Origin of the sequence: Acaryochloris marina S15 (genome assembly GCF_018336915.1) — a bacterium.
In the GTDB taxonomy this organism is placed as follows: domain Bacteria; phylum Cyanobacteriota; class Cyanobacteriia; order Thermosynechococcales; family Thermosynechococcaceae; genus Acaryochloris; species Acaryochloris marina_A.
Window position 1 is genome coordinate 519944 of the sequence record NZ_CP064923.1, and the last position, 13627, is coordinate 533570.

8 protein-coding genes are annotated in these 13627 nt (G+C 49.7%); 3 read left to right on the forward strand and 5 right to left on the reverse strand.

What is annotated here, in order from left to right:
* Position 1: 1 nt before the first annotated feature.
* The 4 genes from I1H34_RS03110 to I1H34_RS03125 all read right to left on the reverse strand — a co-directional run bounded on the left by I1H34_RS03110 (position 2) and on the right by I1H34_RS03125 (position 4794).
* Entirely contained in the window at positions 2–2422 is a 2421-nt protein-coding gene (locus I1H34_RS03110) for a methyl-accepting chemotaxis protein (protein WP_212664299.1), read from the reverse strand.
* Positions 2423–2505: 83 nt separating this feature from the next.
* Complete coding sequence (locus I1H34_RS03115) at positions 2506–3072, reverse strand: chemotaxis protein CheW (protein ID WP_212664300.1); 567 nt, start codon at positions 3070–3072, stop codon at positions 2506–2508.
* Complete coding sequence (locus tag I1H34_RS03120; RefSeq protein ID WP_212664301.1) at positions 3073–3438, reverse strand: response regulator transcription factor; 366 nt, start codon at positions 3436–3438, stop codon at positions 3073–3075. It lies immediately after the preceding gene.
* A gap of 120 nt (positions 3439–3558) precedes the next feature.
* Positions 3559–4794: a response regulator gene (locus I1H34_RS03125; protein WP_212664302.1), complete on the reverse strand. Its 1236-nt coding sequence runs from the start codon at positions 4792–4794 to the stop codon at positions 3559–3561.
* 334 nt (positions 4795–5128) lie between these two features.
* Here I1H34_RS03125 and I1H34_RS03130 point away from each other — a divergent pair, with 334 nt between their 5' ends.
* Complete coding sequence (locus tag I1H34_RS03130) at positions 5129–6199, forward strand: DUF2817 domain-containing protein (protein WP_212664303.1); 1071 nt, start codon at positions 5129–5131, stop codon at positions 6197–6199.
* Positions 6200–6254: 55 nt separating this feature from the next.
* On the opposite strand, the gene I1H34_RS03135 is transcribed toward I1H34_RS03130, so the two are convergent.
* A complete protein-coding gene (locus tag I1H34_RS03135) occupies positions 6255–8516 on the reverse strand; it encodes a response regulator (protein ID WP_212664304.1) in 2262 nt (753 codons plus the stop codon).
* A 273-nt stretch (positions 8517–8789) separates the two neighbouring features.
* On the opposite strand from I1H34_RS03135, the gene I1H34_RS03140 reads away from it, so the two are divergent.
* Together I1H34_RS03140 and I1H34_RS32690 are read left to right on the forward strand one after the other, a co-directional pair.
* Positions 8790–12746 (forward strand): BRCT domain-containing protein, encoded by a 3957-nt coding sequence (locus I1H34_RS03140; RefSeq protein ID WP_212664305.1) that lies wholly within the window; start codon positions 8790–8792, stop codon positions 12744–12746.
* A 159-nt stretch (positions 12747–12905) separates the two neighbouring features.
* Positions 12906–13040 (forward strand): hypothetical protein, encoded by a 135-nt coding sequence (locus I1H34_RS32690; protein ID WP_012164117.1) that lies wholly within the window; start codon positions 12906–12908, stop codon positions 13038–13040.
* Positions 13041–13627: the final 587 nt, after the last annotated feature.

Genomic DNA, 13627 nt, shown 5'->3' on the forward strand with positions numbered 1-13627 from the left:
GTTAGCTAGATTCTTCGACTTTAAACTGGGCCACAGCGGCTTCCAGCTTCTGGGCAACGGCAGCCGTGTCTTGCATGGACTGGGCCATTTTGTTAGAAGATTCCGACCGCTGTTCGGACAATTCTGCCATCTGAGACATCAAAGTGGTCACTGCTTTTGAGGTTTCAGTCTGGGTCTCAGTTGCGTCAGAAATGGACCGCATGAGGTCGTTGATCTCTTGGGACCGAGTCAGTACTTGGGTCAGCTTCTCTTTGGTCGTTTCCACCAGGCGAGTACTATCCACCACCTGGGTGGTCCCTACTTCCATCGCCTCCGTCACTTCCTTGGTCTCGGCTTGAATTCCAGCCACAATTTGAGCGATTTCTTTCGTCGCCGCAGTGGACTGTTCCGCTAGGGCACCCACCTGTTCTGCAACCACGGTGAAACCTTGACCCTGTTCACCGGCACGACTGGCCTCAACACTGGCGTTAATGGCGAGTAGGTTGGTTTTGAGAGCGATTTCTTCAATCAAGGACACCACCTGAGAAATCTTTTGGGAGGATTCACCCAGTCGCTTAATTTTCTTGGAGGTCTCACCGACCGTATTTCGCAGGCCGAGGATACTGTCTACCGTCTGATCCATGGCATTACTGCCTTCTTGGACCGTCGTGTAGGCTTCATCGGAAATCACAGCGGCTCGACCGGCGTTGCTGGCTACATCCTCAATGGAGACGGACATTTTCTCAATCGAATCGAGGGTGGTTCGGGCTTGCTCAGTTTCTTGGACGGCTTGCTCCGCTAGGGTCTGAATCTCGGTTCCGTTTGCACCGAGGGAGGAACTCACCTGTACAGAGGACTCTTTTACCTGACCCGCAATCTCGTTGAGGTTGTCGATAATGGCGTTGAACAAGTCAGCAACGGTACTCATTTCCATCGAGTTTAAGCTGGCGCGTACGGTTAAGTCGCCATCTACCGCTTCTCCCACTTCGTCGAGGAGCTGGTAGATTTCCATTTCTAGTTTGTCGCGGGATTCTTTTTGTTCTTGAGCGGCTTGTTCCGTTTTGTTTAAGAGGGTCTGGACCTCGGACACTAGGTTGTTGAAGGTCCGGGCTAGGATTCGGGTTTCGCGGGTTCCTTCAATATCAGCTCGGACATTTAAGTTTCCTTCTGCCGCTTCGTCGGCGGTGCCCGTTAGCTTAGTTAGAGGATTGGACAAGCTAGTGGAGAGCCAGTAGATCAAGGCGGTGACAATACCCGCCATGAGTAAGCCTGTTAAGGCAAATACGATTAACTGCTCTCGGGCTGCTGCCGCTTCTTCAGCGGTTTCAACGGATGCGATCGCAACCAGTTTCGTGAACGGAACAATCGATAGGGTAAAGAATCGGTCTTTGTAAGTAAAGGAAGCAGTTAGTAGCTTAAATTTACCCGCATCTTTTTCTTTGATTTCTACCTCTTTAATCCCAGGAATATTCTCAATCTGAGCTTTAGTGGCATTCAGATCACCCGACTCAGCTGCCAAGTAATCTTCGATCAGCTTGGCGGTAGCTAGAACGTCCTCGCCTCCGGTCACCTCTTGGTTGGTCGTATCACTACCCGTTTTGGTGATGGTATTCACCACTGGCCTGGTTTCCAGCTTCGGGTCAACCAGCTGCACAATCTCAGACTCCGTTAGGTTGGGAGTAATCAGTGTACTAATAGCCTCATCCAGTGCCTTTGTGGGGAGGCCAATTTTGGTCACCCCAATAAAATTGCCTGAGTCATCCGTAATCTGCTTGGACAGGGCAAGCACAAAGGTCTGAGAAGAGTCGTCAAATTCAGGCTCTTCAATAAATTGCCCCTTTTCTTTGGCCTGCTGCCACCAGTTTTCATCGTTCTGAACAAAGTCAGAGGTGGGAGCACTATAGGCAACATTAAAGCCATTTTTATCTGTCACAAAGACTTCGGCCAGGTCAACGTTCTTAACGACCCGCTGCAGGTATGCATTCAGTTTGGCATTGGGCTTTAGCAGCTTGGTGCTAGCAAACTGAGCTTCGACTGCCTCAATCGGCTTTTGAGTCAGTCCCTGGGTTTCCGCCTGTTGGGCTCCAGCCTTGACCGCCTCTAGCAACAAGGGGTCACTACCGATCAGATCCGGGAACTTCAGGGTGTCTAGCAAGAAGAGGGTGCTGGCCTCACTGGTCAGGAGACTGACTTCCTCTAACTGCAGCAACGCTTTTGCTTTCAATTCTGCCTCTGTTCGGGTGTAACCAATCGCACTAGCGACCGCCAGGGGCACCAAGGCAACGGGCAGAACTGTGGTCAACAATCGTTGGCGTAGGGTTGCTGCGGGCTTGGCTGTTTCCATCTCAACAGAAGTGGCCTCGTTAGTACCATTCAGTTGGTCTTCTATGCTGTTGCCGTTGGTAGAAGCGTCAGCAGGGGAAGTGTCCTTTTGGGTAGTCATGGTCCTGGTTAAATCGGTAAAAGAATAAGTACTCTCAACTGCCAGCACGAGGTTGACAGATTAAACATCAAACGCGGCTCACACTATGCCGAGTACAATGCCGGCGATTTTGCTAAGGCTGGAGGATAAAAGATATACATGAGCTGATCTCCCTGTTGGCAAGCACCTGTAATGTAGGGAGCTAGGTTTGCCGGACAAAAGGTGGGATCCGTTTGTAATTGTTCTTCACTTAGACGGGTGACCCCTTGAATTTGGGGAACCGCTAACCCCAACAGGGCATCACCATCCCCCGCCGCCTGATACTCAGAGCGAGGCACCCGCACCACAATCACACGGTATTGCCGTTGAGTGCCCGTCACATCTGGATAGCCCAATATCTGAGGCAGGTTGACCACACAGAACACCTGCTCCCGGGAATTGATTAGACCTAGGACGGGTCTGGCCATATTCGGCATAGCCGTAATCTGTTCTGCTGCCACAATCAGGGATTCATGAACATGCTCCATCGAGAGTAAGGCACCCATGCCCTTAGTCAATAAAAACCGTAAATAGGGTTGTCCCGATAGTTGGGTAGCCTGAAATAGCTGGGGTAGAAGCTCTTGCAGTCTCGCTAGAGATGTTGTCGAAGCAGTGGGTTTTTGAGTCGTCATTTATTTCATGGCCGCTCTCAGGGCACTTACCAGTTCTTGCTTGGTGCAGGGTTTGGTGACATAGGCTTCAATGCCCTGCTTGGCTGCCCACATCCGGTCCACATCCCGATCTTTAGCAGTACAGGCTACGACTGGGATATCAGCGGTTTCAGGATTCTTGCGCAGCTTACGGGCCAGGTCCAAGCCTCCCATCTCTGGCATCATCCAGTCGGTGACAATAGCATCTGGCTTGTTCTGGTTGACCTTCTCTAAGGCTTCTGCGCCATTCGTGGCCGTGACGATGGTATAACCTTCTTCTGTGAGGTATTGACAGATTAAGTCGAGTTCAGATTGCAGGTCATCAACGACTAAGATTTTGCTGCTCATGGTGTGTCCTTGAATGGCTAGGTAAGCGTAAACGAGAAAGTAATCTGGAGAAACTGGAATCCATTCGGTACAGGAGGAATAGGCTACCTAAACCCGCAACATGGGGCAGTGCCGAGACCGCTAAGCTGGCGTAAATTGAGTCAGATACTTCTCTACCATGTCCATTAGCCCTTTCTGGGTAAAAGGTTTGGTGAAGTAATCTGTGGCACCTGCTAATTTGGCCCGAGCCTTGTCAATCAGTCCGGTATTGCCCGTCACCATAATGATCGGAGTCTCATCAAACACAGCACTGCTTCTCAGCAAGCTGCATAGGCGATAGCCATTGATCTTGGGCATGGTGATGTCTAACAAAATGAGATCGGGCTTAATCCGGAAGATCACAGAGGATGCCTGGATTGGATCGTCTACCGTTGTGACCTCGTAACGAGTGTTCCCCAAACATCGCTCAATCTCACTCAAGATCGTGGGACTATCATCAATGCAAACAATTTTGAAGGTTCTATTCGCGTCCTGGGCGGCTTGAGCCGCTTGGGCGACCGAGGGTATTTTGGGAATAGCCGGAACCGGAACCCGAGGTAATTGGTCAAAAGGCGGTTGTGGATTCCGCAGAAAAATCACCTGTTGCTCCACATAAGGACCAAAGAGTTGGGCGATATGTAGCTCGTCCTGTTTCAACAAAACGGATAGCTGACGGATACTAAACCCTCGACTCATCAACTGAGCGAGTTTGGTCAGGGCTTCTGGCGATAGCTTGCCACCCGCAACGGGCTTGCTAATGTGTTGGAAATCTAAAAGATAAGGGCGTTGATAGGGAGAACAAATATCCTTACAGCAACTTTGCCAGCTCTTCATTCGATGCTTGAGGAACCGGACTGTATCGACCAATTCCATCAGTGGGGTTGCCCCTAAGACCTGGGTCACCCACTCTGGAGACGTGACGCCATTCTCCCAAACCGCTTTGGCTTGCCTGAGCCATAAAAAGGTTTCTAGGGCGTCTTGGGTAATATCTTCAATAATCTGTCGAGCTTGGATCTCATTCAACATCTGTTGCTCTTGCAGCCACAACATTGAACGCTGAATCAGTCCTTGAGCTTTGATTGCTGTACTGTCCCCATCTATCTTCTGCTGAGGAGGCATCTCTTTGAGGGCATTAAAGGCGGGCTCTAATCCTTGGCGGCACAGAAAGTAGCTCAGTTGGGCAAGGGTTTGGACGGAGCAATCTACATACTGCAGCTCACCTTCCTTCAAGTAAATATGCCAAATAGATTTACCATTACTGGCTTTGAGAACACCACTAGCTTGAGAGCTTGATAACTCAGTAAGCAGCTGATACGGATCAAACTTTGTGGTTTCCATAAGCTTTTTTGAAGGGAAGAGATAGATCTATTTTTATGTCTGAAATATGAGAAATATTGACTGTCAAACAATTAATATTCTACAGCTATTTTTTATAATTTTGTTACAAAAATAAATATTTTTCAACAAAAAACAATCTACATTAGTTTACCCAATCTTTTCTGGGACTTAGATCCGTGATTCTGCGGATATTTGCAGCGTTCATCGTCTGATCCCAATTCATTTTTCTGAGGATTCAGCAACTAAAAGAAATGTTGAGGGTTGCAATCGTCTGGATCCGCTAAACTCACAGCAGATCAATTTTGACCCGTTCTCTCTTGGCCAATCAACGTCTGTGTTTTCTTCTGACTACTGGCAAGCACGCGATCGCTTCCGCCAAGCGGCCCAATCCCTAAACTGTGTTCTCGAAACTCATCCCATCAAAGCCCTCGGTCCTCAAGGCCGATCCTTGAGTATTGATATTGCTCGGTATGGGTCTAAATCTCCCCACACCACCCTGATTCTCTCCAGTGGTTTACATGGAGTGGAAGGCTATTGCGGATCGGCAATTCAGATGGCGACCTTGACCGATTTGCTGCCCCAGCTCACCTTGCCGAAAGGGGTAGCGGTGCTGTTGATTCATGCCCTCAATCCCTATGGATTTGCGTGGAATCGTCGCTGCAACGAAGACAATATTGATCTCAATCGCAATTTTTTATTACCCGGACAATCTTTTTCTGGCAGCCCAGCGGCCTATGGTCAGCTGGATTCTTTTCTGAACCCCCGTCAACCCCCGACCCCACGAGATCCTTATACTCTCAAGCTGCTGGGTTACGCGCTGCGATATGGCGTTTCATCCCTTAAGAAAACCCTGCCCGTCGGCCAGTATGACTTTCCCCAGGGCATCTTTTTTGGCGGCCAAGCCCCTGGCCAGACCCAGCAGATTTTGGTGGCTCAACTCCCCATCTGGTTGGGCCAATCCCAGCGCATCGTCCATCTAGACTTACATACGGGTCTAGGACGCTGGGCGACGCCTACATTTTTAGTCAAGCCCCAAGCCCACCAGAACGATCTGCCCTGGTTTCAACAGACCTTTACGGCTGCAGGACTGCAAATCCTGGGACAACAAGGGGCTACCTATGTTTGCCAAGGAGATATTGGTCCCTGGTGTCAGGCGTTGATGCAGGGGTGTGACTATCGATTTGCCACGGTGGAGTTTGGTACCTATCCCATACTTCCGGTTCTCAAGGCGATTCGGGCTGAGAATCAGGCCCATGGGTGGGATGAGCCGGGTTCTCCCACCTATACATGGGCCAAGTCTTTGCTGCTAGAAGCTAATGCACCTGCGAATACTGAATGGCGTCAAGCCGTTGTTGCTGCGGGCGTTGCCATCATTCACCAAGCGCTTACAGGGATAGATGGATGACATCACACCTATTAAATCTAGTTTTTATAGGTGTGATGTATTGAAGTGGGTGCAATTATACAGAGGTTTTGGCCATCGGCTGGGGTTCACATTTTTCTAAGGCAGCGATCAATTCCTTGATATTAATGGGTTTGGTGACATAGTCATCCATGCCAGCCTGCAAACATGTTTCGCGATCGCCCTGCATGGCATTGGCGGTCATGGCAATAATTCGAGGCCGCTCTGTTGGCGCCCCAGACTGGCAAATATGAGCAGTCGCTTCTAAGCCATCCATCTCAGGCATATGCACATCCATCAGAATGGCGTCATAGGGCTGGCGTTTCAGGGCCTGCAACACCTCCAATCCGTTTCCTACTACATCAGGGCGATATCCCATTTTGCCTAAAATCAGGACCGCCAGTTTCTGGTTCACAGGGTTATCTTCCGCTAGCAAAAGCCTCAAGGGATGTCGAACCGCCATCTCGGTATCTAGCTGTGGTGTTGTGGATTTTTGCGGTTGGACCTCGTTGCCGGTCAAAGATTTTACCAGGGCATTATAGAGCTGGGATTGCTTCACAGGCTTGTTGAGCCAAGCTGAAAATAGTGCCTTGTGGCTGGCTAAATTCGGTGATTGACCAATCGACGTCAACATCACTAAGGGAAAGTCTTTTCCCCGATCATGACTGCGGATTTTCTGAGCCAAGGTCAGACCATCCATTTCGGGCATTTGCATATCCAAAATGGCCAGATCAAAGGGACCTGCATGTTCCAGTAGCCCTAACGCTTCGTATCCAGAGGCTGCCACTTGGGGCCGCATTTTCCAGGCTTCTGTTTGGAGGGTGAGAACCCGCCGATTCGTATCATTGTCATCTACAATCAGCACCCGTTTATCGATTAAGGTGGCTGTGGGTAAGGTTTGGAGCAACTCCGTTGTGTCTTCTGTTTCGGCGGCCTGAATGGTAAAGGCAAAGGTAGACCCTTGACCTTCCGCACTTTCGACCCAAATTCGTCCCCCCATAAGCTCGCTTAACCGCTTACAGATTGCGAGCCCCAGTCCGGTCCCTCCAAATTCGCGAGTCGTAGAGGAATCCACCTGACTAAAGGATTTAAACAGGCGATCTTGGCGCTCTAGGGGAATGCCCATGCCCGTATCCCGGACGGCAAAACACAGCTCATATTTGGATGAATCTGTGGCAATCGATTGGGCTGTAACGCTCACCACTACTTCCCCTGATGAGGTGAACTTAATGGCATTCCCCAGTAGGTTCACTAAAATCTGACGTAGGCGAGTCACGTCTCCCAAAATGGCCTTGGGCACATCAGTTTGAATAACCCCGGCTAACTCAATGTCTTTAGGACCGACCCGAGAGGCGACTAGCTCCAATGCGTCTTCGACACACACTCGCAAATTAAAGGCCTGATGTTCTAAGTCCAGCTTGCCCGCTTCAATTTTGGAGAAATCTAGAATGTCATTGATCAGGGTTAGGAGGCTGTCCCCGCTTTTGCGGATGGTTTCTGTAAATTCTTGCTGTTGAGCCGTTAACGTTGTATCTAGCAACAAACCCGTCATGCCAATCACCCCATTCATGGGCGTGCGAATTTCGTGACTCATCATGGCGAGGAAGTCGTCTTTGGCTCGGGCGGCTGCGGTGGCTGCGGCATGCTTCTCTTGGATAATGCGATCGCCTCGATACACAATGACAAACAATACGCCGTACAGGATAGCCAATACCCCACTGGTACCCCACAAAATATTACGTTGGGTCGTTTCCACCTGAGCCATTAAAGGCGTGACATCGGTATATAGCTCAAATACCCCTTCGATCTTGCCCTTCGGCCCAGATGGACGCAGGGGAAGATAGCTGGAGAGGAGGTTGCGATCGCTCACTCGACCCTGCATGCCCGTAAACGTATCTCGATGGTTGAGCAAAGAGCGGGCTTGGCCCTTAATCGCAATCTGAAACCCTTTGGATTGACGTTTATCTTGGCCAATTTGCTTCGTACTAGTGGAAAAAACAGTGCGGCCCTCTGTATCAAAGACCTTAATTTTCAAGATGGGTAATGCCTGGGCCCAGGTCTCGATCTCTTCCGTCAGCTTTAAAGTTTGGGGATGGGATTTCAGCTCTTTTGTACTCAAAGACTGGGTATTGCCTAAAAAAGGCCCATAGGTCTTCCATAAGGTATTGGCAAAAGACTGGGTTAGGGCAATATTCTTGGTTTCACTAACCTTCACGAGGCTTTGGATAGCGCGATCTCGGGTGTATTGATTCAGTGCCAGAATGGCCACCACAAAAGCGATGAAACTGGTGACGGAGTAGTAGCGAAGTAGCTTAAACACACAAGTACCCTGTGGAATAATGCACCATCGTCAGCACGATATCTCATCTGAGCAGCGTGCTAGTGTCCGTAGAATGCCCATCTGGTTTGAGCAATCAACGGACGACTATTCTTTACTGATCAAAATATCTGAGGCCGAGGAGATGCTTTCTTCGATCAATGTAAAACTCTGATCTTTTGTAGCCCAGGCCCTAGCATTTCTCTGCAGAGAACGTCAGGATAAAGAGAAGGAACTGGTTTCCTTATTGTCATCCCCAAAGTCATAGTTACTTCCATGCCTGAATTGCTCAGTGTTCTCGATCTTCGTTTGGTTTTAGAAAGTGTAGGTGCGCTCCTGTTGGTGACCGCTACGGTCGATACGCTGCGGCAACGTCAGCGGCAGATGCAGATCTCATCTGCATCTGAGGAACAACAACGGTCTATTGCCGATGACCAAACCCGTTTGCAGGCAAAGCTACAAACCCTTGCCACAGATAACGAGACGTTAACCACGGCCCTCGATCAGGCTAAAAAGGTAGTGGAGTCTCAGGAACAGAGCGTTGCTGAGTTAGAGCAGCGGTTCAGCCAGCAGCAACAGCAGCAACAGGCTTGGACAGACGAGAAACAGGCCCAACAGACTGCCTTACAAACCGAACTCGACACTCAAAAGGCTCAATGCCAACAGCTTCAAGCTGAATTGGATCAGCGCAGGGCCATTAGTACAGAGCTGGAATCCCTCGCCGCAGCTAAAACCCAAGCCGAGGTTGATCTTCGCCAAACCCAATCCAAAATGCGGGGCTTACAGCTCCAAGTCGATACCCTGACTCAATCGCAACAGCCATTACAGGCTAAGGTGACGGCAGCAGAGCAGACTGCCAATTCCTTAACCCAAGCCAATGCCCAACTGGAACAGCAGCTCAAAAAACTGACCCAGGCGCAGCAACAAGACCAATCTCAGGCAACGCAAGCCCAAGCAACGATTCAAACCCTCGAACAGCAGCTCAGCAAACTAACCCAGGCGCGGCAGCAAGACCAATCTCAGGTGATGCAAGCCCAGGCAACGATTCAAGCCCTCGAACAGCAGCTCAGCAACCTGACCCAGACGCAACAGCAAGACCAGTCTCAGGCGACGCAAGCCCAGGCAACGATTCAAACCCTTGAACAGCAGGTTGCCATCTTGACCGCGACGCAAGAGACATTAGAAAGCCAACTGGAACTGCAGACCCAACGGGATCTTCAGCGTCAGAACTTAGCGACGGAAGTGGCAGGGCTTCAGGATCAAATCGTGGCTCTCACGACCCAAAACCAGAGCTTAGATGAGGATCGAGCCGCTGCCCATCTGGAGAAGGACAGTCTGACCCAGCACCTAGAGACCTTAACGGTCACCAATGCCCAGTTAGCCACCACCCAAACTGAAACGGTCCAGCAGCTCTCTGCTCTCACTCAAACTCATCAGAATCTGGAGCAAGCTCATGCTCAGCTCACGGCCGAGCTAGAAGGGCTGCATCATGCTCAAACGACTCTCCCGAACCTTCGCCAAGAAAAGCAAACTCTGGAGTCCCTGGTTGCAGAGCAAAAGCAAGAAATTGATGCTTTAACCAGCCGACTGACCACGGCCAAAGATCTGCAACGGCAGTTGGCAGAAGATTATGAAACGGCCCAGACCTCCTTGTCTGCCTTAGAAACCCAAGACACAGACTTCAACACTGAATTGGCCGTAGATCTCCAAGATGCCCATGCCCAAATTAAGACCCTTCAGCAAAACCTAGAGGCCCTGACCCAAAACAATCAAGATCTGCTCAACCAGGCCGCCTCCGTTCCATCTGAGCAACCTCAAGCCCTACAAGAACTAGAACAGGCCCTGCAATCAGCTCAATCTAGGGACCAACAACAACAGCAACAGTTGCAAGACCTAGTCCAAGAAAAAGAGACCCTCACCGCTACGCTGCAAGGGACTCAATCCGACATGACTGAGTTACAGCAACAGATTGAATCCTTAACCCGACAGCAGCAGGAGTTGGAGGCCAGTCTGGAGCAGACCCAAACGGCAGATTCCAGCTTGATCACCGAACTCACCACCAATCAGCAACAGCTCACCATCGAGCTGGCCGAGGCTCAAGATCTGGTGACCCACCTGCGCCAGCAAATTTTGGATCTGGAAACAACCCAAGAGGCTCAACCCACTCACACAGATATTGAAGCCCTGACTCAAACCAACCAAACCCTATCTGCAGAACTGACAGAATCACAAACGGCATTGGCGACCCTGAGGCAGCAACTACAGACTCTAGAGCAGCAACAACAAAGCCTAGAGACTGAACAAGATGAGGTCACTAAGGGCCAGTCCACCACTATCGCCACCCTAGAATCCCAGCTGCACACCCTGCAACAAGAACGGGAGGTTCTCAATCAGCAGGTTGCGGAATATCAAGACCATCTCCCGCCTTTGCAACAGCAGATTACGGATTTAGAACAACAGCGACAAACCCTAGAGTCGGCATTACAAAGTGCTGAGGCTCAAGCCCAACAGCTGGAGCGACAGCTTAATACGCTTAATCAAGGACAGAACCAAACCCAACAAGACTTACAGGCCCAGAAGCAACAGGTCATCACCCTCGGACAACAGGTGCAGACCCTGGAAGCGGAGAAAATTCAATTAACGTCTGCCCTCACAGCAGCTGAAGCCGCCCCCATTCCATTGCAGGAAGCCTTACAGGTTGCTCAAACTGAACAGACCCAACTAGAGCAACAGCTCACAACCCTGACCCAGCAAAATCAGGATCTGCAAGTCTCTTTGGACCAGGCGTCTAATACCTCGGCTTTGGAAACAGAGTTAGCAGAGGTCAAAGCGGAGAAGGCTCAATTAACGTCAGCTCTTAAAGTTGCTGAAGCTGCCCCGATTCCATTGCAAGAAGCCTTACAGGTTGCTCAATCTGAACAGGTTCACCTAGAGCAACAGCTAGCAGCATTAACAAAGCAAAACCAGGATTTGCAAGTCTCTTTGGAGCAGGCCTCTGATACGTCAGTTTTGGATGCGGAGTTAGCGGAGGTGCAAGCAGAGAAGATGCAATTAACTGCGGCTTTGCAAACTGCTGAAGCTGCCCCACTGCCTTTGCAAGAAGCATTACAGGTTGCCGAAGCTGAACAGGTCCGACTAGAACAACAGCTAATAGTATTAACCAAGCAAAATCAGGATCTGCAAGTTTCTTTAGGCCAAGCCGCTGATACCTCAGCTTTGGACGCAGAGTTAGCTGAAGTGCAAGCAGAATGCGATCGCATCTCCCAATCCCAACAAACAGCAGAAACCACCATCCAAACTCTGACCCAAGCCAACGCTCGACTCGAAGCCGATCTGCAACAGGCTACAACCTTGACGGCAGAAGTAGACCAATTAACTCAGGCTCAGCAGGACTTGCGGGCAGAGCTATCGCAAACTGAAGGGGAGAAACAGGAGTTGCAGGCCGAGCTATCGCAAACTGAAGGGGAGAAACGAGAGTTGCGGGCCGAGCTATCACAAACTGAAGGGGAGAAACGAGAGTTGCGATCGCAACTCCAAACCTTGGAACAGCAGATAGTAGATCTGCAATCTTCGACATCATCCGTGAACCGAGAACAGCAGGAGCTGAAGGCAGCACGCGATCAGCTGCAGCAAAACTACGACACTGCGACTGCCGAAATCACGACTCTACAGCAGCAAATCCAAACCTTAGAACAACAGGCTGCAGAGCTGCCCGACTTGGGTGATGCCTTACCTGAACAGATGATGGCAGCAATGAAAGAGGCGGACCAACATATCACCACCCTGGAAACCCAAGTCAAAACCCTGAAGAAAGACAAGGCAGAGCTGGAAAAAGCGATGAAAATGGCCAGGGACGTCGTCTCTCATTTTGAGCAACAAGTTGATACCCTCATCCAAGAGAAGCAACAGTTAGAACAGCAATTTCAGTCGTCTGCCCCAGCCGATTCTGCATCGGCGTCACCAGAAGTCGTACCTGAATCTCAACCGGGTCTCCCCCTCTCAGGGCAAAGTTTTGTCATCACAGGCAAGCTGGCCCAGCTTAGTTATGAACAAGTGAAAACAATCATTCAGGAAGCAGGCGGCACCATCAATACCCACCCCAGTTCTAAAACCAGCTATGTCGTCGTGGGTAAAGACCCTGGCAACAAGCTGAAAAAGGCTGAGAAATATAGCATTCCGCAATTATCAGAGCAGCAGCTGATAGAGCTACTGGGCTTAGATCTCTCTGCCTAAGCAGTCCAGCAGCTCCCGAGGGCTTTGTTGCAAAATTTTGCAGTCCTCAAAGAAATATAGAATTCCATTTCTCCCGCGTTAGCAAACCCGCCGAGCCTCAGGTAGGTATGTGAAAATCGTATTCGGATTTTCTGGCCTATACCCTTAGGAGTTATTTTCATGACAGTGCGCACCATCACAGATCAACAAACTACGATTCGCTTTTCCGGCTATAAGCTGGATGATGCTGATGCTTGGCTCGAAACTTTAAAAGAGAATGGACGCCCTGTTCATGGAGAGTTGGCAAAAAGCTAAGCTTGTTCTCAACTTTCATTCTGCCCAACGTATGTTCCATCGTTAGGCTAGAGTTCCTCTTCTGATGCAATACCCTCGACAGGATGCGAGGGTATTTTTTATGGCATTTCTTTTGCATAAATTGCAGATCACCACTAAAAGCTCTCAGGAAGTGGGATTGCCAATGATCACTATCACTATAAATCTCTGCTTAGGATCACCTGCTAGGACTGCTGGTGGGGGTAGGATCGTGCAAACATTCGAAATGGTGCCAATGATTATTTGACATTACCCAGTAGATTAATCAGAGAAAATCGCTAGTTTTAACGAAGACGAAGATTAAGCACATTGTGAGCGTCTCAATTGGTGAATGAGGAGACGATCTCAGCCGTCTTGAACATAGGAATTTTGCGGCCATTTTTTCTGATAAGTGCTAGTTGTGGCCCAATTCAGGGAATATTAGATGCGAACTTGGTTTCAGTGAATCAGCCAGCGTTTCAAACGCAGGCATAGAATCCTCTTCAATAATTTAGTCCATAAATACCCATGTTGGCGTTCATTGACTAAACAACCCATGATGCGCTTACAATTGAGCTTTTCATCAATCA